The sequence below is a fragment of the Synechococcus sp. MIT S9451 genome (assembly GCF_047304725.1).
Taxonomy (GTDB): Bacteria; Cyanobacteriota; Cyanobacteriia; order PCC-6307; family Cyanobiaceae; genus Synechococcus_C.
In genome coordinates, this window is record NZ_CP138971.1 from 1,610,824 (window position 1) to 1,634,202 (window position 23,379).

Genomic DNA, 23,379 nt, shown 5'->3' on the forward strand with positions numbered 1-23,379 from the left:
TACTTGATGCGTCTGTTGCGTCGTCTGGTTTTGTCGGTACTGGTCGCCCTGCTCCTGTTGCTGATCACCCCTGCTGTGGCGATCGCTCAGGTGCATCAACACAGTGATGAAGCCGGTGCTCCAATGCTGCGCAGCCTTGAGAGTCTGCGCGATCTTGACTATCAAAGTTGGCAGGCGGTGGCCTATCGCACTGGCGAGCCTGGCCAGTCAGTGGTGCTTCGCATCGTCGGATACCCCGGCAGAGTGCGTCTTGATCACCCCACACCGCTTCTTGTGAAGGCCGGTGTGAAGGAATGGCAGCTGCCCGACATCACGCTCGATAACCCCGCCCTCGCTGCTGATGGCCGTGATGCCGCTGCCGAATTCGACCTGGATCCTCTGCTCCGCGACCTGCGCAACAACCGACCGTTGCGCTTGTTTCTTCCGGGCGTGCTGAACGATCTTCCCGTGCCGCCTTTCGTCGTGGCTGAATGGCGTCAGGTGCAGTCCGATCCCTTGACGTGATGGCTGCCATCGATCCATCCAAACAGCGCTGGATCCCCTGGATGCACCGGGCGCTGCAGTTGGCGGGCCTCGCGGCAGGCCACACCAGCCCGAACCCACTGGTCGGTGCTGTGGTGCTTGCCTCCGATGGCCAGTTGGTCGGGGAAGGCTTCCATGCGCGTGCCGGTGAGCCCCATGCCGAAGTGGGTGCTCTCGCCCAAGCCGGTGCCGCCGCCCGCGGCGGCACGATCGTGGTGACCCTCGAGCCCTGCTGCCATCACGGCCGCACGCCGCCATGCTCGGAAGCGGTGATCAAGGCCGGTCTTCAGCGGGTGGTGGTGGCCTTGACCGATCCAGACCCCCGCGTGGCTGGAGGCGGAATCCAACGGCTGAGGGACGCCGGCTTGGAGGTAATCACCGGAGTGCTGGAGGCAGAAGCAGCGCATCAGAACCGCGCCTTTGTGCACCGGGTACAAACCGGTCGGCCCTGGGGGGTTCTCAAGTGGGCCATGAGCCTCGACGGACGGACGGCCCTTCCCACTGGAGCGAGTCAGTGGATCAGCGGTCCAGCGGCACGATCGTGGGTGCATCGTCTACGGGCCGGCTGCGATGCGGTGATTGTTGGCGGTGGAACCCTGCGTGCTGATGACCCTCTGCTTACCAGTCGTGGCCAGCGCCAGCCCGAGCCCTTACGCGTGGTGCTGAGCCGCAGCCTGGATTTGCCTGAACAGGCCCAACTCTGGGACCAGTCGGTGGCCTCCACCCTGGTGGCCCATCAAGCCTTGACTGATTGGGCTGGCCGCAAACGGCTTCGGGCGGCTTGGGAACAAGCCGGTGTGGCCGTGCAGTCCTTCGAGCAGTGTGACCCTTCAGCGTTGTTGCCGCTGTTGGCTGCCCGGGGTTGCAATCGCGTGCTCTGGGAATGCGGCCCCTCGCTGGCAGCTGCCGCTTTGCAGCAGGGCTGCGTGCAGGAGCTTGCCGTGGTGATCGCCCCCAAGCTGATGGGTGGTGACCTGGCCCGCACGCCTCTAGGCGACCTTGGCCTGACGGCAATGGATCAGGTTGTTCCCCTCGCGCTTGACTCCGCCCAATCCCTCGGAAACGACCTGTTGCTGCAGGCCAGACTCCGCGGCGATTCCATCGATTGATGGCGTTTTGGCTGACCTGGATGCACCGTCGCCCCGATGATGGAACTTCTGCCGGCTTGCGGCGATGACTTGGACCTATCTGTTCTGCTTGATCGCCGGTGGGCTGTTGATCAGCTTGTCGATTGCCGGCGAGGCAGATGTGGATTTCGGCGTTGATGGTCCCTCCGGCATCGCCGAAGGCGGACAGCCGACGGTCTTGTTCAGCACATCGTTCTGGTCCTTTGGCTTGGCTGGCTTTGGGCTCTGCGGTCTGTTGTTGCAGTTGTTTCAGGGTGCAGGTGCCTCAGCGTTCACCTTGCCGCTCGCTTTGTTGCTCGGGGTTGGGCTCGGCTGGGCCGCTGCGCTGGCCTTGCGGTTGATGGCACGTCGTGAAGCCAACACCGTGGTGCGGGTGGACGACCTGATCGGACTGGAGGCGACGGTGACGCTCCCACTCAGTGACCAGCAGCGCGGTTTCGTTGAAGTCTCCGTGCGTGGAAGCTTGTTGCGGCGTGCAGCGCGCAGCGCCTCCAGCCCCTTGGAGCGTGGCGATCGGGCGGTGATCTTGAGGGCTGAAGCCAACACGCTGATCGTTGACCCTCTTGATATGGCCGACTGATTCCACCCTGGCTAAGGCAGAAGAAGTCTCAGCCGCACTTATGCAGCCCAGCTTGGCAACGCAGCCGTTGCCACTTCTGGCCCAGCGCCACCCCAGCAACAACCCCGCCGGTGCAGTTGTTTCAGTCGCTTCGACTGTTTTTGTGGTGGTGGTGGCGCTGACCCTGATCAGCCGCTGGATGATCCGCATCTGTCGTCCCCATGAAATGCTCGTGGTGACGGGTTCGAAATCCAACCAGGGTGCCCAGGGGGTGAAGGGCTACAGGGTGGTTGCCAATGGTGGCTGCACCTTCGTGAAGCCGATCCTGGAGACGGCTCGGCGCATGGATGTGACGCTCCTGCCGGTGCTGGTGGAGGTGAGCAACGCCTATTCCAAGGGTGGTACCCCTCTCAATATTCAGGCGATTGCCAACGTCAAGGTGAGTACTGATCCAGCGGTTCGCAACAACGCGATCGAACGCTTCCTTGGCCGGGATAACCAGGAAATTGTGCAGGTGGCCAAGGAGAACCTTGAAGGCAACCTGCGCAGTGTTCTGGCCCAGCTCACGCCGGAACAGGTGAATGAAGACCGCCTGCGCTTCGCCGAGCAGGTTGCCGATGATGTTGGGGAGGATCTGCGACGTCTCGGTCTGCAGCTCGACACGCTCAAGATTCAGAGTGTGTTTGACGACGTCGACTACCTCAACTCGATCAGCCGTCGTCGTGTAGCCCAAATCGTGCGCGATGCCGAGATCGCTGAAGCGGAGGCGATTGGTCAGGCCGAGCGGATCGAGGCCGAGATGGAGGAGGTGGCAGAGGTGGTGCGTACTGAAGCGGAAACAGTCGTGCTTGAAAAAGACAACGACGTGCGCACCAAGGTGGCCCAGATGGAGAAGGACGCGCGCTCGGAGGAGGAGCGCACCGAGGCAGCTGAGCTGGAGGCCCGAGCCCGGGCTGAGCAACAGCTGCAGAAGGTGCGTGTTGAACTCGAACGCTTGCGCTTGAAGGCCGAAGCGGTTCTGCCCTCCCAGGCGCACCAGAAGGCCCAGGAGCTGCGCGCCCGCGGCCGTGCCGCCGCCACCGCCGAAGACGTGAAGGCCAGTGCCCTGGTGAACGATCTGCTCACCCAGGTGTGGGAAGACGCCGGCAGTACCGCCGAGTTGGTCTTCCTGTTGCAGCAGATTGAGATGGTGCTACAGCAGGCCACGCGTTTGCCCGCTCAGCTGCATCTCAAGCGCATCACCGCCCTGGATGGTGATGACGCGTCCACCCTGGCCAGCCTTGTGGCGGTGAATCACAAGGTTGTGCGCCAGTTCTTCGAGCAGGTCAAGGACATCCTTGGCGTGGACCTGCTCGGCACCCTGTCCTCGACCGGAGTTAACTGATGTTTGTCGCCTTTGGATTGACCGGCGCTGCGGGGCTTTGGGCTTTTGTGGTGTTGTTGCGCCAGCTTTATTTCATCTGTCAGCCCAGTGAGGTGCTGATCTTTGCCGGCCTTGGCCGCACCACTGGTGATGGGCGCAAGGTGGGGTATCGCACGGTACGGGGAGGCAGTGCTTTGCGCATCCCCGTTCTTGAAGAGGTGATGCGCCTCGACCTCAGCAACATGATTATCGAGTTGCGGGTCGAGAACGCCTACTCCAAAGGTGGTATCCCGCTCAATGTGGCGGGTGTGGCCAATATCAAGATCTCCGGTGATGAGCCCGGGATCCACAACGCGATCGAACGCTTGATTGGCAAAAGCCAGGACGAGATTCGTCATATCGCCAAGGAGACGTTGGAAGGGAACCTGCGCGGCGTGATGGCCAGCCTCACTCCCGAGCAGCTGAATGAAGACAAGATCACCTTTGCGCGCACCCTGCTGGAGGAGGCGGAGGATGATCTGCAAAAGCTTGGGCTGGTGCTCGACACACTGCAGATTCAGAACATCTCTGATGACGTGCGCTACCTCGATTCGATCGGTCGCAAGCAGCTGGTGGAACTGAAGAGGGATTCGCGCATCGCTGAGGCTGAGGCCACCTCGCAATCGGCTGTGAAGCAAGCGGAGAACGCTCGCATCACCTCCCTGCGCCGGCTCGATAAGGAATTGGCGGTGGCCACCGCCAATGCCCAGAAACGGATCAAGGATGCGCTCACCCGTCGCGATGCCTTGGTGGCGGAGGTGGAAGCAGAAGTGGGGGCCGAGTTGGCAAGGGCTGAGGCGGAGCTGCCGGTGCAGGAGGCGCGCATCAAACAGGTAACGCAGCAGCTTGAAGCGGATGTGATTGCGCCGGCTGAATCCGAATGTCAAACGATGATGGCGGAGGCCAAAGGCGCTGCTGCCACGATCGTGGAGCAGGGGCGTTCCCAGGCCGAGGGCCTTCAAGATTTGGTCACCTCTCTGAAGCGCAGTGGTTCGGATGCCAAGCGCCTGTTCCTTCTCCAGAAACTGGAGCCGCTGCTCACGATGCTGAGCGACACCGTGAAGCCGATTGAGGTGGAAGAGGTCGCCATGATTGGTGAACGGGAAGGACAGATGAATCTGTCGCTCGCCACCTTGCTGCGCCAGCTTCAGGACAGCACCGGCCTGCGCTTGACTCCAAACCGCTCTGAGGGCAACGGCCAGTCTGGGACTGATTCCATCTCCATGCCTACGACGAGTGACGAGTAGGACTGATCCATTCGCAACGACGCATCACTCCTTGCTGTGATCACTCCTTGCTGTGCTGATCAGCCTTGTTCCCGCCCAGTTCACGGCTGTAGCGGCTGATCAGCACCCCCATCACCACCGCCAGATACAGCGGCCCTGCGATGCCAGTGGCGACTGAAAGCATGCGTGATAGAGGCAGGACCGGCTTGATGTCACCAAAACCAACAGTGGTGAGGCAGATAAAGGCGAAATAATTGATGCGGGCGAACACGGGGGCCGCATCGAGCACGCTGGCGTCCCCGCCGCTGAGCCCACGCGCGGGCACGTCGAGTGGCGTGAAACTGTGGGGTTGGATCGTCTCAACAGCACTCATCACCAACCCTGCTGTGAGTCCGAGCAGGAGATAACCGGCTGCTGCGCCCATCAGCATCGAATGGGTGACGTGCCGTTCTTTGGCCAGTTTCTCCACGAGCCGAACCACGCTCCAGCCCACAAGCACACTCCAGCTCAGCACAAGCGGGACGCCGGTCATGGTCCATTTCACAGGGGTGATCACCCACACCAGTTGGCTCACCAGAGCAACCACCCCGAGGAGTTGGTAGAGCTTGTCTTTCCAAGTGCGCTTGCTCATCTTCAACACCACAAGCTGGGTGAGCAAGAGTGCGATCAACGAATAACCAACCGATCCCATCCAGGAGATGGATGGGAAGGCGAAACTCACAAGCACCAGTAGGCACAGTGCCAAGAGGAGCTCATAAACGCCCTCACGCTTGTGGGGGGTTGGGCCTTGGTTCAGCAACCTCATCTTCTGAGCATTCCGCCAAACTGAGGATGCCAACGATTGCAAAGGCAAGCGACCCCAGCACAGTGGTTTGAAGGGCCATTTGGTTGTTGAAGCTGGTGAGCTTGGGCAGGGCATTTGGCAATGACGCCAATGCTGACTGCATGAACCACAGGCAGCCGAGCGTATTCACCATTGCGATCCACCAGCCCAGATGCTTGGGCTCGAAGACGAGCAATCGGCCATGCCCCACTTCCAGTAATCCGTCTGCGGCGGAAATCAGGAAAAGGATGGATCCCAGCAGATTTGGCAGCACGGCCAACAGCAGCCAGCTTTGCTCCTGTGGCTGAGGCCATCCCCACAAGAAAAACGTGTTGATGTTGAACAGCACCGTTCCCAGGCTCTGGCTGAGGCTGCAACGCAAGCCACACCATTGCCAGGCCTTGGCGTCGTCCGGTAGAGACGGCACGGCCAAAAGCGCCTGTTCAAGCTGCCACCAGCCGCCGGCAGTGAACAGCACCGAACCGATCGCTAGCAATCCTGCTGCGAGTGAAGCATTGCCTTGATGCGCTAACGGCAATCCGGCCCCCAAGGCGAAGAGGAGTGGGCCGGCAATGAAGGCCAAGGCGGTGCGCACCTCTAGGCGATTGAGCTGTTTGCCATGCACGAGCGCCTGCACCATCCCTGCAGCTGTGAGCTGCTGGAAGTGGCTACGGGCTAGGGGGCCATGCCCCTTGCGTAGACGCCGGCTGCTCCAGATGCCCTTTTGGTTGCGCCAGGCGGTGATGCCCCAGCGGCTGTGCCAGTGCGTTGTCAGCTGAAGCGACTCAGCCCGAACGTTCGGTTCTCCACCCTGTGCAGCCAACCAGCAGCCAAAAGCTCGCTTTAGTTTGGACGCTCAACTCGGATCTGACGCCATGCCGATTCGCGAGGACGACAATCAGCCAAATAGGCGATTCGGGATCATCAACCTGGTATTGATCGGGTTTGGTGTCTTGTTGTTGATCAGCAGCTTCGTTCCCAATCAGGGGATGCAGCAGGTGCCGCGAGTGCCCTATTCACTCTTTATTGATCAAGTGAATGACGGGGCCGTGAAACGGGCCTTCATTACTCAGGATCAGATCCGCTATGAGCTCAGTGCTCCGGAGGAGGGTGCACCCGCTGTGCTGGCGACAACTCCCATCTTCGATATGGATCTGCCTCAGCGCCTGGAAGACAAGGGCGTTGAGTTTGCCGCTGCCCCTCCCAAGAAGCCCAATATTTTCACCACGATCCTCAGCTGGGTGGTCCCCCCCCTGATCTTCATCCTGGTGTTGCAGTTTTTCGCGCGTCGCTCGATGGGTGCCGGTGGTGCCCAGGGCGCCCTCAACTTCACTAAGAGCAAGGCCAAGGTTTACGTCCCTGATGAGCAGTCGCGCATCACCTTCGACGACGTCGCCGGTGTGGACGAAGCGAAAGACGAACTCACGGAGATCGTTGACTTCCTCAAGACCCCCGAGCGCTACGCCGAAATCGGTGCGCGCATTCCGAAGGGTGTGCTGTTGGTCGGGCCTCCCGGCACCGGTAAGACGTTGCTCTCCAAGGCCGTCGCTGGAGAGGCGGGTGTTCCCTTCTTCATCATCAGCGGCTCGGAGTTCGTTGAACTGTTCGTTGGTGCAGGTGCCGCCAGGGTGCGGGACTTGTTCGAACAAGCCAAAAAGAATGCCCCCTGCATCATCTTTATCGACGAACTCGATGCCATCGGCAAGAGCCGTTCGGGTTCGATGGGTGTGGTTGGGGGGAATGACGAACGGGAGCAAACCCTCAACCAGCTTCTGACTGAGATGGACGGTTTCGCGTCCAAAGACAAGCCGGTGATTGTGCTGGCAGCCACGAACCAGCCCGAGGTTCTCGATGCCGCATTGTTGCGGCCTGGTCGCTTCGACCGTCAGGTGCTGGTGGATCGTCCTGATCTCTCTGGTCGTAAGACCATCCTCGAGATCTATGCCAACAAGGTGAAGCTGGCGGATGGTGTCGACCTCGACCTCATCGCGCAAGCCACGAGTGGTTTCGCCGGCGCCGACCTTGCCAATCTGGTCAATGAAGCAGCTCTGCTTGCGGCCCGTGCCAAGCGCACCAAAGTGGAGCAGCAGGATCTGGGTGAGGCAATTGAGCGGGTCGTGGCTGGCTTGGAGAAAAAGAGTCGCGTCCTCCAGGACGATGAGAAGAAGGTTGTGGCCTATCACGAAGTCGGTCACGCCATCGTGGGTCACCTGATGCCTGGTGGCAGCAAGGTGGCCAAGATCTCGATCGTTCCGCGAGGCATGAGTGCTCTGGGCTACACGCTGCAGCTGCCCACAGAGGAACGCTTCCTCAATTCACGCGAAGACCTTGAAGGTCAGATTGCCACCCTGCTCGGCGGTCGTTCTGCCGAAGAGATCGTCTTCGACAAAATCACCACTGGTGCTGCCAACGATCTGCAGCGCGCCACCGACATCGCAGAGCAGATGGTGGGGACCTACGGCATGAGCGACACCCTTGGTCCCTTGGCCTATGACAAACAGGGTGGTGGGCGCTTCCTTGGCGGTGGCAACAATCCTCGCCGCACCGTCAGTGACGCCACCGCTCAGGCCATTGATCGGGAAGTGCGTGGTCTGGTTGATCGAGCCCATGAACAGGCCCTCGGCATCTTGCGCCACAACATGGCTCTACTGGAGACCATCTCGCAGAAGATCCTTGAGAAGGAGGTGATCGAAGGCGATGAGCTCAAGGAGATGCTCGCCGCAAGCGTGATGCCGAGTTGATGCGGCATCAAGCAGTCACAGCTTGAGCGGACACAACCCATTTCGACAACCCATTCAGGCGGACCCTTCGGGTCCGCTTTTTTGTTGGCAGATTGTCGGTCTGTCGAGGCCGTTTTGGCGCGGCCACCATCAACTCTCCACGCGCAGCACTCTGTGCCAGTCACCACTGAGAAGACCCGCTGATCCGAGCTTGGCGATGGCGTGGATGGCGCTCTGAAGGACGGCAACACGGCTTGCGCTTGTCAGCTCACCAAGGTGATTTCGGTGGCGCAGACCCTGTCTGCCGATGCGTCCGTGCCGACTGATTCATCTCTGGTTATCCGAATCCCCTTGACGAGAGGGGGGCTGATCCCCGATAAAGTTCCTTTAGAAGACATCCATGGTTACCGCCACTCAGGGGGTCGCTTCCGTTCTCTCGCCTCTGAGCGGCCGAGATTTCCTGTCGTCAGAGGATGTCAGTGCCGAACAGGCCGCCGCTTTGCTGCAGTTGGCTCAGCAGTTGAAGTCGGGCGACCGTCGGATCGACTTGGGTAACAGGGTTCTGGGCCTGATCTTCACCAAGGCCTCCACCCGTACCCGTGTCAGTTTCCAAGTGGCAATGGCCCGGCTTGGCGGCCAGACCGTTGACCTCAATCCTCAGGTGACCCAGCTCGGTCGCGGCGAGCCTTTGGAAGACACCGCAAGGGTGTTAAGTCGTTTTTGTGATGCCCTGGCGATCCGCACCTTCGCCCAGCAAGAGTTGGTGGATTACGCCCACTGGGCGTCGATCCCGGTGATCAATGCCCTCACCGATTTGGAGCATCCTTGCCAGGCCCTGGCTGATTATTTGACGATGCAGGAGGCCTTCGGAGAGCTGCAGGGGCAGACCTTGGCCTACGTCGGTGACGGCAACAATGTGGCCCACTCGTTGATGATCTGCGGCGCTCTGCTGGGTGTGAATGTGCGGATTGGCTGCCCTGAAGGCTTCGAGCCACTGCCAGGAGTCGTTGATCAGGCACGGGCTCTTGCCGTCGCTGGTGCGCAGATCACGGTGACGAGTGACCCAGTAGCTGCAGTGAAGGGTGCCCAGGCGCTGTACACCGATGTCTGGGCGTCCATGGGCCAGGAGCAGGAACAGGCGGAGCGTGAACAGGCCTTTAAGGGCTTTTGCCTCGATGAAGCCTTGGTGGCAGAAGCTGAGCCAGACGCCATTGTTTTGCACTGCCTGCCTGCCCATCGTGGCGAGGAGATCAGTGCAGGGGTGATGGAGGGGAGTGCCAGCCGAATCTTTGATCAGGCTGAGAATCGTTTGCATGCCCAGCAAGCTCTCTTGGCAGCGTTGATGGGGGGGTTGTAAGCCTTCACTGGCTCGCTCGCTGCGGTGAGAGTTTTCGCTCCTGATGAACCAAGCGATTGGCTCGATCAATGTGAAGATGATGGTTTATTGACTCGCTGCCCGTGGAGGTTCTGGATCTTTTCCCGCGTTCGATCCTTAAGGGCCAGTTACCGGATTCTCTTCTGAAGACCCTTCTTAGTGTCAGTCAGTCCGTTCTCGACAATCCAGAAGCGAGTGCCGATGCTTCAGTCAAGTTGGCTGGTCAGCTCAGTCATCAACGCGAATTAAGACCGGATCAGCCTGGTGTGCAGGAGTTGATGGTTGAGCATCTGCTCCCTTCTTGTGACCGTTGGATTCGCCATGTCATGGACCGGCAGCCTCCCCAGGGGAGGGGCCCCTGGGTTCCTGGTCGTTACGAGCTCAAGCCAATTGATCTGTGGCTCAACTGTCAAAAGGCTGGCGATTACAACCCCACCCACACCCATGGGGGCAGCTTTTCAGGTGTGATTTTTCTGGCTGTGCCCCCACAGATCACCGCCAACAGCTTTGACGGCCAGCTTTGTTTTCATGGACCTGAAGAGTGGCATGTGCAGTCGTTCCGCACTGGCATGTCGCATTACGTATTGCCCGTTCCAGGCGACTTCTACGTTTTTCCAGCCTGGCAACCCCATTCTGTGATGCCTTTCCGTGGTGATGGGGAACGTTGGTCTTTGGCGTTCAATGCTGTTGCTGTGCCCAAGTCCCAAGCGCATGCAGCGCCATCGTCCAGTCAGATTCAACAGCCCCGCCAGTCGACGCAAGCTGTCGACAATGTCTCTCTTTCCAGTTATCGACCTTCAGCCAAAGGATTCTGATCAGGCTCTGGTGAACTTTCTGGAGATGGGCTGTTGATGGCTTTGGTGTTGATTCGTTCAGCTTGTTGCCACGCTGCACTGATGGATCTGATCGGTTTGCCCTGGAGACGCGGAGATGGCAATCGTTTCTGAGGCCAGCCCGGCTCCAATCTCATTGGCAGGTGGATCGGTCACGGTGATCCTTCTGCATGGCTTCACCGGGTCCCCGGCGGAGATGGCATTGCTCGCTGATGCGCTGCATGCCAAGGGCTACTCGGTTGAGGTGCCCCTGCTTCTTGGCCATGGCACACAGTTGAAGGACCTGTTGCCGATCCGTCCGCAGCAGTGGATTGATCAGGTGGATGGCTTGCTGCGCACCCAGCTCGAGCGTGGGCAGCAGGTGGTGCTGGGAGGGCTGTCGATGGGATCGATTCTGGCGCTGCAAGCTGCATTGCGCTTCCCTGAAATTCGCGGACTGATGCTGTATTCACCGCCGATCGGCAGTCGAGACGTGCGGCGCTTTTTCGCTCCACTGCTGATCCGACTGGTGAAGACAGTGGCCAAGCCCCCCTGCGACTACGCAGATCCCAGAACGGCGGATCGGCTTTGGTCGTATGACCGCTATCCCGTGATCTGTAGCAGTTTGGTGCTGCGTTTGATCGCTCAGGTGCGTCAACACTTAGCTGCGGTCCATCAGCCGATGCTCGTGGTCGCTAGTCGGCGCGACAACGTGGTGACCGAGCGTGGCGTGCGGCGGCTGATGAACCAAGCCGGGGCCTCAGCCAAACAGCTGGTTTGGCTGGAGCGCAGTAGTCACGCAATCACCGCCGATGCCGAGTGGCCGCTGGTGTGTGAGAGCAGCCTCGGGTTTTTGTCGTCGTTGGCGTCGGCAGGATTGCCTGGTCGGCCTTGCAATCCTGCCGACCCACCGGTACAAATGTATTGACCGATCGGACCTTCTTTAGGTGCCTGCTGGAACCCCTGAGCCCCTGACCCCCGCGCAGCAAGAGCTGTACGACTGGCTGTCTGACTACATCGGTGTCAATCACCACAGCCCCTCGATTCGCCAGATGATGCAGGCGATGGGGTTGCGTTCGCCTGCTCCGGTGCAGAGTCGCTTGCGTCATCTGCAGCAGAAGGGTTGGATCACTTGGCAGGAGGGGCAGGCCCGCACCCTGCAGTTGCTGGGGGGACTGGCGTCTGGTATTCCCGTGCTCGGTGCTGTTGCCGCGGGTGGTTTGGTGGAGGCCTTTGATGATGTGCAGGAACGCCTCGATTTGGTTCCTGTGTTGGAGACGCAGGGACTGTTTGCCCTCACGGTGAATGGTGACTCGATGGTGGATGCACATATCGCCGATGGTGATGTGGTGCTGATGGAGCCAGTCGTGGAGGCGTCTCGGCTACGCGAGGGCACGATCGTGAGCGCTTTGGTTCCAGGCAGTGGCACCACGCTGAAACACTTCCATCGCAGTCGGGGCACTGTGCGACTGGAAGCCGCCAATCCTGCCTATGAGCCGATTGAGCTGCCCGCTGATCAGGTGCAGGTGCAGGGCAAGCTCGTTGCTGTGTGGCGGCAGGTTTAAGCCTGACGGAGTGCGCACCCTGCCGGTGTAAGCTTCCTCACGTCGATTGACTGGCTCAAGGGCCCAGCCAACGACCATGGGGCCATAGCTCAGCTGGTAGAGCACCTGCATGGCATGCAGGGGGTCAGGAGTTCGAGTCTCCTTGGCTCCATTCTTAAAAACACTGTCCTAGACGGGGTTTTGTGCGGCAGAAATGCCGCTTTTTTAGTGCCCTTCTGCGCATCGTGTCCTACCTGGGTAGTCCCATGTCTGCCCATTTCTGCGCATGATTCTGCGCATAGGAATTGTTCTGCGCACATGCCTCAGCAGAAGTGGTTCGCCCGCCTTCGTGGGCAGATAAAAGACAGGTGTGGACTGGGTTGGGGCATCGCTGATCGCAACGGTGATACCCAGCTCACCCGCCGCATCAATGATGGAAAGCAGCACCAGAACCCGCGGCAATCGGTGCAGCTGGGGGTGCCATGGAACCCGGCCTGCAGCGGGGATATTTTTTTGAAGGTCTGCCAGCTCAAGCAGCTGGTGGACGAGCGCCACCCCCGCCTTCAACCGATCGTGTGTGTGTCGCCGGTTAATGCCCCGAAGGTGTCCACAAAGCTGGGATAGGGATCCTCGCCAAGCCCTGCCTTAGCTCGCTTTCATCTCTCAGCATCTCAACCCTCAGCAGGGTGGCAGTGAAAACATCAAAAAGCCCCTACCGAAGCAGAGGCCGTGAATTGTTCTGACGGGGGTTTGATCAGCCCGCTTTTGCCGTCCTTATCCTGGTCGCCCTAGCCAATCACGCAGCAGTAGAGAGCCCAAAGGCCCTAAGTCAACCAAACTTATCAAGAATCACCTGCTCCAAGGCAAAGATGTCATCAGACTGATGAAAGCCATCGAAATCAAACTGAGATTGAATCGAGAAGGTCAACTTTTTGCCTTGCATCATCCCATGACCATTAAGTTGAAGGCCGCCTTCTATTAAAGACACGGTTGTTTTAAGCCCCTCAAACTCACAAGGAACTCCATCCTTCCCGAAGACCAACTCATCTCCAGCTAAAGAATTAAAATCCTTAATATGATGATGATCAGCCCCTAACTGCAAGAAAAACACATCTGCACCCCCGCCCCCACGATAGACATTTTGCCCCTCTTTCCCGTCTAAGTAATCATTTCCACTGCCGCCATTGAAATCATCAAGTCCATACCCGCCAATTAACACATCATTACCATAACCGCCGTAAAACTCATTGTCACCAGTAGAGAGGTAGCCGCTAATAAAGTCATTGCCAGCCCCTGCATCTGCATAATTTTTCCCTGACTGAAATATAATTTGATCATCCCCGAACCCTGAATATACTTTATTCTTGCCGCTCTCCGCATGGATCCAATCATCTCCGATGTCTGAGTAAACAATATCGTCACCTCCGCCAACCTCGATATAATCATTCCCTGCGCCGCTAAAAACAAAATCGTCGCCCCATCCGAGTTTAATAAAATCGTCGCCCCAAGACGTCAATACTTGGTTGTCACCACCAGTCGAAAAAATTTTTTGATGCCCACCCATCATCATGAAAGTGTCATCACCACTTCCCGATCTAGCCTCGTTATTACCACTCAAACTCAGCAGAAAGTTGTCACCCTCCCCCAGATTTATTCTCTTGTTCCCAGAATGACTGTATACCCAGTCATTTGCATTGCCACCTTGGTAAGTTTGCTGCCAAGGCATGAGAAATTTAAAAGCCATTACTTCTAAAGCGGTGGAGGGTCTCCCCTCTCGATGAACCAACCATCGGCCGACTCAACAGTTCACCTGGTGACCTGCCTCACCAGCAGCTGTGATGTTGGTCACAGGGACTCAAAAGCGAATCACTACCTGGGCTGACACCTTTTCCAGCCTGACTTCTGCATGGTCTCCCAGGCTTCAATCGCGTTGTGTCGCAACACAGCTGCAGGCAGCTCATCGAAGGCGGTTACGGCCCTGTCGATTGGTCTGATCTTCTAGGACATCAATGACCAAAGCAGAGATCAGCTAGCTACTGACAGCCGTAGGCACTGCCTTAGCTCGCTTCCATCTCTCAACTTCTCACCCTCAGCAGGGTGGCAATAAAAAACCCCGCTCGTGGCGGGGCTTAGTGGGTGACCTGCAAATCAATTCACAGCTTATTGTTTTGCCTAATAACTTCAACAACAATCGGAAGAACTGCCGGAATCATCCAAAAGGCACCGCCTGCGACAGCCTCCAGTTGGTTGTCAGTCAGCTCTTGATCGAGCAGTTCAGTGTTGTTGTAGTCAGTGTTGAGTTCAGTCATGGTTTTGAAAGTGAGTTGAGTGAGTTGAGTGAGTGATGTGTGGGGTGTTGCCCCCTCGACTCCTTCAAGATCACAGCCCCTCTGGTGAACCCCAGTGCATGGTTGTGGTGGGGAAGCAGGCAGGTTCTGGTGAAGCTCTGGTGAAAGGCTCAGATGCCAGTAAGAGACTGAAGTGCAGACACCACAACCAATAAAAAACCCCGCTCGTGGCGGGGCTTTTTGCCTCTTCTCTTCGATCAGGAGGTGGTCGTCATTCCACGAGATCACCCATGGTGGGGCCACCAAATGCACCAGAGATGCGGTTGATAGGGCCAAGAGGAGTAAAGCCAACGACACCGTTGACAACGTCTTTCCAGAAGCCGCCGCCTGCGACAGCCTCCAGTTGGTCGTCAGTCAGCTCTTGATCGAGCAGTTCAGTGTTGTAGTCAGTGTTGAAATTAGTCATGGTTTTGAAAGTGAGTTGAGTGAGTGATGTGTGGGGGTGGTGCCCCCTCGACTCCTTCAAGATCACAGCCCCTCTGGTGAACCCCAGTGCCTGGATGTGGTGGGGAAGCAGGCAAGTTCTGGTGAAGCTCTGGTGAACGGTTCAGAACCCAGTCACCAACTGGGCTGCCAACGCTGCCAACCTGCTTTCTGCATGGTCTCCCAGGCTTCGATTGCTTTGCACACTCGGATGATGGTCAGATGGTCTGCCCACCAAGAAACGAATTCATTTCAGGCATTAAGCGTGGTATCTGCGACACTAATGGCATGAAACGACTCCTACTTTTACTGCCATTCTTGCTTGCAGCACAGCCAGCAACGGCTCAACAGGATCCCAACCACTGTGACTCAATGGTTAGGGCTGCCATGCAGGGATATCAAATATCTAAAGACACGCCATGCATTGACGTAAGTGAAGGAGACTGGCCGAAATCAGCCAAATATTATTCAAAATTTGAGTATTTCTGTATAGGTCGTGAAAGAAACCCAGGCTGCAGTTAGCAATCACTTGGCCCCTCAACTCCTTCAAGATCACAGCACTTCTGGCACCTGCTAGAAGGCATGGGACGGATTTTGATATTCACTGACCCCGCACACTGCGGGATCGACATCACCACCTAGGCGGGCACCGCTTCCACCCGCCGGACTTCTGCATCGTTTCCCAGGCTTCGATGGCGTTGTGCCTGAGCATCCTGCGCACCACAGGCTGACCACCACCCCGTAGCGGTCTGGTCTCGACAATGACCCACTGCGCGTGCGCCGTTGGATTGGCGTTGGTAAAGCTGCAGACCTTCCCTTGCTGGGCGTTCACAAGCCAGCCGACCCCGTTCTTCGGGGCGTGGCGATCAACAAGAGGGCGATCCTTGCTTGGCATCACCACAGGATGGCGAAACAGCAGGTGCTGCAGATTGCCTCAGAACCTAGTGCGGTGTGTAACCGTTGAGTTGACGCCTAAACCAGTCATCCAATCCAGCTGACGCACACAGCTCACAACCGCTCCAGGGTTCTTCTGCTTCATTGCTTGACCAGCTGCGGCCATCAGCGTTTGGATCGACCATGCCAACATCTCCTGCCGATCAATCCCGGTCTTATCGACGTCGGCCTTGATCTGAGCCCATGCTCGTTTCAGGAGCTTGTAGCCCTGTGCCCTTGAGATACCCCACTGCTGTCTCGCGAATTCGAGACAAGCTGTATTTGGTTCACCAGCAAGGAGCAGCCCCTGGAGCTGATCAATCCGACTAGTGGTCTCTTCCGTAGTGGCGCGTGCCATGGCCAGTCATGCGGAAATAAGAGTCGACAAAATACCTTTTGCCACTGAGGAAAGGATAGGACAAATCTGCGCATCTTTCTGCGCATACAATTTGTATTAAATAAAGAAGAGCCCAGTGATAGCAGTAGTTTATGAGGCTTATTTACCCTCTATGGCATGCAGGGGGGCAGGGGTTCGAGTCTCCTTGGCTCCATTCGATTTCCCAAGTTGCTCACTGGTTTCTGCGCTGGTGGGCGTTTTGATTGGCCTGCCCTGATCAGCAGTCGTAAAGCAGTACCGCACGCTGCTCTCGACTCTCCACGTCGCTCTCCTTCATCTGCGACTCGTCGTAATCCAAAGCCCGCAATGGGCACGCCGTAGCGCGGAACGTCTGATGCCTCCCATCGTGGATCCACTCCCCAACTGGCTGGCCATGGGCCGCATCAATAGGCATCTCAACGATGCAACATCATGACCTCTGTATCTCTGCTGAAGGGAGCCGACAGCGCTTTGTCAGCAGTTCCCATCTTTGGCTTTATGCGAAAGAAGGGTCAGGATCTCGTTGACTGGCGCCTGCAGAAGGATGGAGAAGGCTGGTTAGTCAGTGAGGAGCAATAGCTCATCTGTCGCTTCAGAAAAGCCTTGCCCTCAACCCACTCCAACTGGATTGAGGTGTAGACCAGTTCCCCTCGTGGTGTGGCCAACCTGTTGTCCGTTTCCTGCTCTGTGACCTTCACACACTGCCGGGCCATCAGCAGACCAAGCGTCTGACCAGCGGGCCACACCCCAACGACCCAACACGTTGTGGAGTTTGGATTGATGCTGCTCTCTTTCAGAACCGTTTCAGCCGCCACCGGGCTCAAGCGATTACGACGCAGTGAGTTCCAGCCAGACCAATGCCGTTAGCGAAAAGGTTGCAATCGATAGCGGAATCCAGGAGTCCTTCAAAACGCGGGCCATACCTCTGCAGAAGCTGCTCCACTAAACCAACTCTCTGATCAATGGCAAGAACACGAAACAGTGAACCCAGCTGCCGCCATGCAGTGGCTTGTCTTTGATGGGATGCCGTGCAGACATCTAGCGAACCCATCTCGGATTGGAAAATAGATGTTTTGCGTCAGCTTCTTTGAAGAGACAAGACTTCTCCGTCCCCTCACCCATGAAACTTGCAATGCGGCTGTATTGAGGCTGGTGCGGATCAGTGGCTGGATGGGGTCTGTCAGCCAGCCAGTGGCTTACGTCATCAGGATCTGCTGCAAGAGATCGAAGACGAACTCATAGTCGGTACAGCTGAACATCTGTTCGATGCAGCCATAGGACCTGCCGTGTCCAACCCCAAAGCGTTCGGCAAACGCGTCCGCGTCGTGGTGGTCTTGCCAGCGCGCGAGGTCTTCGCGTCGCCAGACAGCCAGTGCATCGGCAGTGTCAATCGGGCGGAACTCTTCCTGGCAGCTGCTGCTGCCCTCAGCGCATCGGCGAATGATGTCCGCAGCGCATCGAAAGGTGGCTTCTTCTAGAGCCCCTTGCTTGCAGAGCTGTTCGATGGTCTGCTCAGCTTGTTCGAGAGTCATTCCCATCTCTGCATCATTCCACGCAGATGGGTATCAAACGAACTTCAATTGACCTGGAGAGATCAATCAAAAAACCCCGCTTTGAGCGGGGCAACGTTTCTTTGAATGAAGCCAACAGCTCAGTTCGCTAGAGACGCAAGCTTCGCAGGTGATAGGTGAGCTGATCTGTAATCAATGCCCTCTGAATGGGCGGCAAAGCAAAGCTGAGCCTGATGGAGGCGTCGAGCCTTCATCTCTTTCTCTTTGATCATCAGAAGGGTGTTCATGGCAACGACCGACAGCGCCTCAAACCCCGTTGCTTGTTTGAGATCGAACTGCGTCCTTTGTGGGGACCAACGTTTCTAAATTGTAAACGAGGTTACTGGGTTCGGCGGGGTGAAAGCCGAACAGCCAGAGGTGAATGAACCGAACCAGTGACAACTTTTGATACCTCGTCATCGTCTTCTTGGTCTGCGCGTTGTCTTCAGTGTTCCAGCGCCTTTGCCCTCAAGGCGGCAGCCATGATTTCAGCCCCTCGTTGCAGTTTTGGGCTCTCGCTACGATCCCTCCATCAGTCACCAATGATCTCTCAGTGCTTCCAGAGGATTTCGACTACACAGCCTCCATCTCATTTCTAGATGTCCGAGAATCTCTGCCCTCGATCGACCCGGAAAATCTTTCGCCGCAGAATGTGTTGGACATCCTGCTGCATCTTTTCAAGCAGAAACCTGGATTTGTAGACCGTGGCCATGAAACTAACAACAAGGAAACGGCATGGGTGAATGCATTCCTGTTCCGGCTCAACCCTGGCATCGATGCTGATGGTATGGAGGCCTTTGTTGTGGAGGTGATTGGCTCCAGTGTCGACAAGATGGCCAACCTGCATTGATGCTCCTCCTTCAATGACGCAGGGTCCTGGACTGATTCAGTGTTTTCGGTGACGAGGGCTGGAGGGCGCATCCCTCCGATGGGCACACCATCTCTTCATTCGCCGCTATTGCAGACGTGCTCAAGGTCTGCTGTGACCCTTTTTACCGCTGCTTCGGCCCAAGCTGGGCTCCCAATGTCCAGCTCGTTCTGGGGCGCTTCATCGCCAGTCTTGGCCATACCCCTAGCTCTGGCAACGGGCAGAAGAGCGTCGGCTGCATAGGGTGATGCAATGGACAGCACCGCTACGGACAGCCATCAGGAGATCCAGAGCCCTTACCCGCTCATTACAGAGATCCCAGGTGCGACGGATTGGTTTCAGCGCTTCACCGGAAACTTCATCACCCTTGAAGGAACGGTGGTTTCGCGGCAAGCCTTTGATAAAGATGGGCAGACCATGCATAGGCTTCAGATTGGAGGGCCTCGTGTGACGCAAGCCTTTCAACTGGAAGGGGGGCTGCCTCTGCCTAAAAAGGTTGCTTCATTTCCACGCAGTCTCTATTTCGCGACAACAAGTCGCCCTCCGCTGGGTGCAACCACACGCCTTGAAATCTTCCCACATATGGGACGGAATGGGGTTTTCAAGATTGCTCATGACTCAGCGACTATCAGTCGAAATACAGCGACCAGGATCTGCTTCCAATTGATGATGGCTGAGATTGAATCTTCTGGCTGGGATCTTGGCGAATCTAAGACCGCTGTTAATAAACATTGGAAACTGGTGAAGCATGTTCTGCGGCTACCGTTCCTGTACAAGGGACAGTTCAAAATGACGCGTCTTCCAGATAAGCAGGCTTATGACGGAGTCAAGAAAAAGAACCATGCCCTGCATATGCAGATCAAAAAAGGTCTGCGCTCCTACTCTGAGGACGAATTCAAAGAGAGATTATTTCACTGGTATGACCAGTTGGCTGTCAATGACAAGTTTGCTGATGACTTGGCTGCTGATCCCAATTATTTACAGGCGATCAGAGAACATGGGCCTCATAAGGTCACTGAATTGCCTCGGAAGTCATACCAGCTCGATCCGAAGTCTTGACCCGCTATGCCATTGCTAAAACATCACCTTGTCGGTGATGACTGCGCTCGATCTCTGAAAATGATGCTGCGGCAAAAAAATGTTGCAGCAATCCTGTTTTGCTCAGGCATCAGTTGATCCAGGGCTCGATCTCGCGCAGGGGAGTCGCCAATATCGTCGTCACGATGGGGTTAGCCGGCTTGTCTTGAATATTTTCAAGGGGTTTGTTGCTGAGCTCCATCCATGCGTGTACGCGGATGTTTATACCTTTGGATAGGGAAATTTAGATGGGTAACGGTCGTTTGAGTTGGGTGTTCTCGTCGCGATAGACCATCCCATGCCCAATCAGATCAACATGGCTTTTGTGAGTCGAATCTGCTGCACGTCCAAGGGATCCACGATCGATGCTCTAGGTCTCGGCAAATATCGAGTGTGCGACAAGAGTCATAGCTGCAGCTTTCAGACGGGGCTGTGGGCTGCGTATGAGGCGTTGAGGGAGCTGGATCAAGGTCGGATTCAGTAGCTGATCGAGCTGCATCGCTACATCTCGACTCGTTGCTCACTCGCCTTTGAGCTTCCTGAACTGCTCATTGATGTGAGCGCGTGCTTCTTCCTCGCTCAGGTTGAGGTTTTCGGCTGCCCTGCGGATCATTTCCTCTAGAGCCTGCTTTTTCTTGTCTCTTGTCACAGCGTCTACCTGGGTCGAGGCCTTTACGACTGGTCTAACGAGCCGCAATGGCTGATCGCGAATTCCGGCTCAGGCTGCTCGTCTGCTGGGCTGCCCTTGGCTTGATCTGCTCGGCTGGATGGGCGGACAACTGAGCAGGGTGAGCCGATGAGCGCATTTGATCCGCGCCGGGCCGCAACGATCTGTTACAAAGGTTCAAGTTTCTTTGTTTCTGATGAGCGATTCGAATTTCGGCTTTTCTGCCTTTGCTGAGCAGTGGAACGGGCGTCTCGCCATGATGGGATTCATCATTGGTCTCGGTACCGAGCTTCTGACGGGGCAAGGAATTCTCTCCCAGGTTGGTCTTGGATGAAACGCCTTGCTGAGCCTGATGTCTGGGCGCCGGCTAGCAGGGCGGAACATGCTCAGCTTTTTTGCTTTGCCATGTTCATTGCCGCTCTTGGTGTAGGTGGCAACATCGCCATTCACCATCTATGGATGTCGTTGCTTGATGCGGCCGAGTTCCTCTAGGCAGGGATTCGGCTTTTTTTTCAGAACCGAAGCTGGTCATCGACTCAATCCGACCGGCCGAGATCGTCCAGCGCAACGGTCAAGTTGAATCCTCAGTTTTGAGACTGAACGTCCGAAACGGGATCACAGGCCCAGTGGCCTTCGCTCAGGCTGGAAGGGGTTTCCACTTGAGGATTGATTCACCAGGACTTCACCAGTTGTGTGACCTTGTTTTCACCACATCGGTGGAGAGGGTGAAGCCATCGGAGGGATGACCTCCTTTTCATCCAATCCATCAGAGCCATGACTATCAAATCAATCGCAGCCATGACAGCCGTCGGTCTGATCCTTGGCACCGGGTCGACGGCCTTGCTGTCCCCTCCAGCTGAAGCAGCTTCCAAGGCTGAATACAGGCAACAGCTGCGCCGTCAGCAGCGCCAAATCCGGCAGCTGGAACGTCATAACAGGTCTTTGCGTCGCCATGGTGATGTCCCTCGCTACCGCTATGAACGACGCTATGCCTCTCCCGGTGCTGGCTTCCGTCTCTTTGTTGAAGGAGGCGGACCTGGTCTTTACCTGAACTTTTGAGGTTCAATTAACAGACACTCGTGAACACGCTGTTCATCACGGCCAGCGTGTTCACGAGTTCTTTGCTGCGGTGCGTTGATCAGGCTGCTCGCTTGTCGTCTCCGAACCAGATGCCGCGACGGCTATCTGGCAATCGAATGACTGAACGCTCATACCTCGAACGGCAGCTTTGATTACGCAGATGCTCTTCGGCGTCCTGAAATAGGCGCTCAAGCTTCTGATCCAACATTCGGTTTAACCCTGTGGGCGGTTCCATTCAGGAGCCGCCGACGGATCTGTCAAGTCCCAACGCTGCTGCCCCTTTGGTCAGTCTCCGCTTTTTGATTCCCTTGTGTTCACCACATAGGCTTGATTTGGCTCAAGCCCAGCTGCGCAGTTCCATCCCCAACGTCATGGCATCTGCATGGCGCAGGCTTGCCTGTGGTCGATCAAGACGCGCACGTGAGCTCCCAGCTCAGAAGTGATTCATGCCTGCTGAGAGGTGCATGGCTTGCGCTTCATCCCAGTCTCTCCATCGCGCCAGTCTGCACTTGGATGTCTGCGCTCAGTGCTTTGCGATAGGTGATTCAATCATTCTGCAATCCACCGGTGAGCATGTGTTGGAGTAAAGGCTGGTTCGATACACGCCCACCCCAGCCAATGATGTCATTGGTCAATTGCCAAGGGGGAGTCGGCCAGGATTGTGTGTTGTGAGGGCAGATCCTCCCGGCTATAAATGGATTGGTTGTTCCAGATTGGTAAATCAATATGTCACAGGAGTGAATTCTTATAAGGTCAGGTTTGTGCGAGCTGTTGCGAATCAGATTCAGTACCGGGGATGGTCTGGAGCTTGCCTGGTGAAATATCTTGATTGACCAATGGGCTTGTGCCCTGGCTGATATCGGTGCCTGTGCTCTGGTTTGTCTGGCTTGGGAGCGATGAGATCCGACTCGTGCATCCTGTAGAGGCTTGGCCAGGGCTTTGCTTGGTTTGTAGGCTTCAAAACTGATGGGACCGATTAAAAACCTAAGCCTGTAAACAGTTCTTGATGAACAACGTAGGTGTGATACAAAGCCGTGCCTGCATTGGGTGACAGCTCGATGCCATCGCTGTTGTAGGCAAGACTGCAAACCAAATTTCCTCTCCAAGCAATGGCGTCAGGGCTGATCTCTGCAGACCAACGCATGATCTGTGCATAGTGATCAGGTATCACGGTGCCCAGTTTTTCGCATGCATCAGCGAGCAGACAGAGCGCTGGTGGTTTGGCTGGTAAGGACAAACCTTTCCTGAGGATCAGTGCATCGATCACTCCGGTGTACCTCACAAAGTCGATCAATGCTTCTTCGTCAGTGGTCAATGTCGCGGCGGCAACAGCCCGCTCAAATTGATCTGAACTCAGTACTGGCCTTTTGTTAATGATGCTTTTGCTCCGGCTGTCGTGAATCGGTAAATCATTTTGTCGTGGCTGGGCACGATTGGCCGGCTTCAGTCGTCAAAAGCCCCCTGTTGAGGCGTCAACAGGGGGCATCAAAGGAACGCCAGAGTAGATGGAGGATTATTCCTCGCCGCCCTCTTCGTCAGAGGCACCAGTGGGAATCAGTTTGATCTGCTTGCGACCGAGCTTGATTTCGAAGGTGTCGCCAGGCTCAAGGTCAAGCATTGCCGTGTAGGCCTTGCCAATCAGAAGATTGCCGTTTCCTTGCACAGTGGCCACATAAGAAAGCTTTCGCCCACCTTTGCCGATGCCGGCTGAACCGGTGCCAAGGTCGATGCCTTTGGCATTGAGGAGGGCTTCGTAGAAAGCGGTGAAGTTTACACGCTGGCCACCATCCTTCTTGTCAGACACATAGCCACATGCAGTGGCTAGGTCTGTCTTGGAGACATCACCTAAGTCCTTGACTTTGGTCAGTAGATCAGATCCAGTAAGCATCCTTTAGAGCTCCGATTAATCTATTAATGCAGTATCGATCTCTTCTCGTCAAGCGTTTG

General features: G+C 56.6%; 28 protein-coding genes and 1 tRNA gene. 17 read left to right on the forward strand and 12 right to left on the reverse strand.

The annotated features are described in order from the left end of the window. Window positions 1-6: 6 nt before the first annotated feature. The 5 genes from SIB72_RS08255 (at window position 7) to SIB72_RS08275 (ending at window position 4,857) form a co-directional block, all read left to right on the forward strand. The gene (locus SIB72_RS08255; protein WP_413745080.1) at window positions 7-504 is read left to right on the forward strand and encodes a DUF3122 domain-containing protein; all 498 of its coding nucleotides are present in this window, start codon (window positions 7-9) and stop codon (window positions 502-504) included. After that, window positions 504-1,631: a bifunctional diaminohydroxyphosphoribosylaminopyrimidine deaminase/5-amino-6-(5-phosphoribosylamino)uracil reductase RibD gene (gene ribD / locus SIB72_RS08260; protein ID WP_413743597.1), complete on the forward strand. Its 1,128-nt coding sequence runs from the start codon at window positions 504-506 to the stop codon at window positions 1,629-1,631. The genes SIB72_RS08255 and ribD overlap by 1 nt, the downstream gene beginning before the upstream one ends. A gap of 64 nt (window positions 1,632-1,695) precedes the next feature. Beyond that, on the forward strand, window positions 1,696-2,229 hold the full coding sequence (locus SIB72_RS08265; protein WP_413743598.1) for an NfeD family protein: 534 nt from the start codon (window positions 1,696-1,698) through the stop codon (window positions 2,227-2,229). A 52-nt stretch (window positions 2,230-2,281) separates the two neighbouring features. Continuing rightward, window positions 2,282-3,592, forward strand: coding sequence for a flotillin family protein (locus SIB72_RS08270; protein ID WP_413743599.1), 1,311 nt, complete (start codon window positions 2,282-2,284; stop codon window positions 3,590-3,592). Continuing rightward, on the forward strand, window positions 3,592-4,857 hold the full coding sequence (locus SIB72_RS08275) for a flotillin family protein (protein ID WP_413743600.1): 1,266 nt from the start codon (window positions 3,592-3,594) through the stop codon (window positions 4,855-4,857). The genes SIB72_RS08270 and SIB72_RS08275 overlap by 1 nt, the downstream gene beginning before the upstream one ends. Before the next feature lie 40 nt (window positions 4,858-4,897). On the opposite strand, the gene SIB72_RS08280 is transcribed toward SIB72_RS08275, so the two are convergent. After that, window positions 4,898-5,641, reverse strand: a complete 744-nt coding sequence (locus SIB72_RS08280) for a potassium channel family protein (RefSeq protein ID WP_115120684.1) — start codon at window positions 5,639-5,641, stop codon at window positions 4,898-4,900. After that, window positions 5,601-6,482: a hypothetical protein gene (locus tag SIB72_RS08285; RefSeq protein WP_413743601.1), complete on the reverse strand. Its 882-nt coding sequence runs from the start codon at window positions 6,480-6,482 to the stop codon at window positions 5,601-5,603. Before SIB72_RS08285 ends, SIB72_RS08280 begins: the two co-directional genes overlap by 41 nt. 52 nt (window positions 6,483-6,534) lie before the next feature. On the opposite strand from SIB72_RS08285, the gene ftsH reads away from it, so the two are divergent. From ftsH to SIB72_RS08320, 7 genes are all read left to right on the forward strand, one after another. Next, window positions 6,535-8,400 carry an ATP-dependent zinc metalloprotease FtsH gene (gene ftsH, locus SIB72_RS08290; protein WP_115017297.1) on the forward strand — a complete coding sequence of 622 codons (1,866 nt, stop codon included), beginning with the start codon at window positions 6,535-6,537 and terminating at the stop codon, window positions 8,398-8,400. A 379-nt stretch (window positions 8,401-8,779) separates the two neighbouring features. Beyond that, window positions 8,780-9,736, forward strand: a complete 957-nt coding sequence (argF, locus tag SIB72_RS08295; RefSeq protein ID WP_115120687.1) for an ornithine carbamoyltransferase — start codon at window positions 8,780-8,782, stop codon at window positions 9,734-9,736. A 101-nt stretch (window positions 9,737-9,837) separates the two neighbouring features. Then, complete coding sequence (locus tag SIB72_RS08300; protein ID WP_413743602.1) at window positions 9,838-10,569, forward strand: putative 2OG-Fe(II) oxygenase; 732 nt, start codon at window positions 9,838-9,840, stop codon at window positions 10,567-10,569. A 115-nt stretch (window positions 10,570-10,684) separates the two neighbouring features. After that, window positions 10,685-11,494: an alpha/beta hydrolase gene (locus tag SIB72_RS08305; RefSeq protein WP_413743603.1), complete on the forward strand. Its 810-nt coding sequence runs from the start codon at window positions 10,685-10,687 to the stop codon at window positions 11,492-11,494. Between the two features lie 19 nt (window positions 11,495-11,513). Beyond that, on the forward strand, window positions 11,514-12,131 hold the full coding sequence (lexA, locus tag SIB72_RS08310) for a transcriptional repressor LexA (protein WP_115017292.1): 618 nt from the start codon (window positions 11,514-11,516) through the stop codon (window positions 12,129-12,131). Window positions 12,132-12,209: 78 nt separating this feature from the next. Beyond that, a tRNA-Ala gene (locus SIB72_RS08315) sits at window positions 12,210-12,282 on the forward strand. Between the two features lie 146 nt (window positions 12,283-12,428). Then, window positions 12,429-12,734: a hypothetical protein gene (locus SIB72_RS08320; RefSeq protein WP_413743604.1), complete on the forward strand. Its 306-nt coding sequence runs from the start codon at window positions 12,429-12,431 to the stop codon at window positions 12,732-12,734. A 205-nt stretch (window positions 12,735-12,939) separates the two neighbouring features. On the opposite strand, the gene SIB72_RS08325 is transcribed toward SIB72_RS08320, so the two are convergent. From SIB72_RS08325 to SIB72_RS08355, 7 genes are all read right to left on the reverse strand, one after another. Next, window positions 12,940-13,854, reverse strand: coding sequence for a calcium-binding protein (locus SIB72_RS08325; protein WP_413743605.1), 915 nt, complete (start codon window positions 13,852-13,854; stop codon window positions 12,940-12,942). A 125-nt stretch (window positions 13,855-13,979) separates the two neighbouring features. Next, on the reverse strand, window positions 13,980-14,054 hold the full coding sequence (locus SIB72_RS08330) for a DUF1651 domain-containing protein (protein ID WP_413745081.1): 75 nt from the start codon (window positions 14,052-14,054) through the stop codon (window positions 13,980-13,982). Window positions 14,055-14,263: 209 nt separating this feature from the next. After that, window positions 14,264-14,419: a hypothetical protein gene (locus SIB72_RS08335; RefSeq protein WP_413743606.1), complete on the reverse strand. Its 156-nt coding sequence runs from the start codon at window positions 14,417-14,419 to the stop codon at window positions 14,264-14,266. 250 nt (window positions 14,420-14,669) lie between these two features. Beyond that, window positions 14,670-14,864: a hypothetical protein gene (locus SIB72_RS08340; protein ID WP_413743571.1), complete on the reverse strand. Its 195-nt coding sequence runs from the start codon at window positions 14,862-14,864 to the stop codon at window positions 14,670-14,672. 648 nt (window positions 14,865-15,512) lie between these two features. Continuing rightward, window positions 15,513-15,776 carry a DUF1651 domain-containing protein gene (locus SIB72_RS08345; protein ID WP_413743607.1) on the reverse strand — a complete coding sequence of 88 codons (264 nt, stop codon included), beginning with the start codon at window positions 15,774-15,776 and terminating at the stop codon, window positions 15,513-15,515. A gap of 39 nt (window positions 15,777-15,815) precedes the next feature. Beyond that, window positions 15,816-16,172 (reverse strand): hypothetical protein, encoded by a 357-nt coding sequence (locus SIB72_RS08350; RefSeq protein ID WP_413743608.1) that lies wholly within the window; start codon window positions 16,170-16,172, stop codon window positions 15,816-15,818. A gap of 256 nt (window positions 16,173-16,428) precedes the next feature. Beyond that, window positions 16,429-16,605, reverse strand: coding sequence for a hypothetical protein (locus tag SIB72_RS08355; protein WP_413743609.1), 177 nt, complete (start codon window positions 16,603-16,605; stop codon window positions 16,429-16,431). Window positions 16,606-16,622: 17 nt separating this feature from the next. On the opposite strand from SIB72_RS08355, the gene SIB72_RS08360 reads away from it, so the two are divergent. Next, window positions 16,623-16,769, forward strand: a complete 147-nt coding sequence (locus tag SIB72_RS08360) for a hypothetical protein (RefSeq protein ID WP_413743610.1) — start codon at window positions 16,623-16,625, stop codon at window positions 16,767-16,769. Window positions 16,770-17,386: 617 nt separating this feature from the next. Here SIB72_RS08360 and SIB72_RS08365 read toward each other — a convergent pair. Then, complete coding sequence (locus SIB72_RS08365; RefSeq protein WP_413743611.1) at window positions 17,387-17,728, reverse strand: hypothetical protein; 342 nt, start codon at window positions 17,726-17,728, stop codon at window positions 17,387-17,389. Window positions 17,729-18,188: 460 nt separating this feature from the next. On the opposite strand from SIB72_RS08365, the gene SIB72_RS08370 reads away from it, so the two are divergent. From SIB72_RS08370 to SIB72_RS08385, 4 genes are all read left to right on the forward strand, one after another. Beyond that, window positions 18,189-18,590 carry a hypothetical protein gene (locus tag SIB72_RS08370; RefSeq protein WP_413743612.1) on the forward strand — a complete coding sequence of 134 codons (402 nt, stop codon included), beginning with the start codon at window positions 18,189-18,191 and terminating at the stop codon, window positions 18,588-18,590. Between the two features lie 270 nt (window positions 18,591-18,860). Continuing rightward, window positions 18,861-19,667, forward strand: a complete 807-nt coding sequence (locus SIB72_RS08375) for a hypothetical protein (protein ID WP_413743613.1) — start codon at window positions 18,861-18,863, stop codon at window positions 19,665-19,667. 881 nt (window positions 19,668-20,548) lie between these two features. Continuing rightward, window positions 20,549-20,686, forward strand: a complete 138-nt coding sequence (locus SIB72_RS08380) for a high light inducible protein (protein WP_115120707.1) — start codon at window positions 20,549-20,551, stop codon at window positions 20,684-20,686. Window positions 20,687-21,126: 440 nt separating this feature from the next. Beyond that, the gene (locus SIB72_RS08385) at window positions 21,127-21,411 is read left to right on the forward strand and encodes a hypothetical protein (RefSeq protein ID WP_413743614.1); all 285 of its coding nucleotides are present in this window, start codon (window positions 21,127-21,129) and stop codon (window positions 21,409-21,411) included. Between the two features lie 997 nt (window positions 21,412-22,408). On the opposite strand, the gene SIB72_RS08390 is transcribed toward SIB72_RS08385, so the two are convergent. Then, window positions 22,409-22,747 (reverse strand): hypothetical protein, encoded by a 339-nt coding sequence (locus tag SIB72_RS08390; protein ID WP_413743615.1) that lies wholly within the window; start codon window positions 22,745-22,747, stop codon window positions 22,409-22,411. Window positions 22,748-22,945: 198 nt separating this feature from the next. Next, on the reverse strand, window positions 22,946-23,320 hold the full coding sequence (locus SIB72_RS08395; RefSeq protein ID WP_115017262.1) for an AbrB family transcriptional regulator: 375 nt from the start codon (window positions 23,318-23,320) through the stop codon (window positions 22,946-22,948). Window positions 23,321-23,379: the final 59 nt, after the last annotated feature.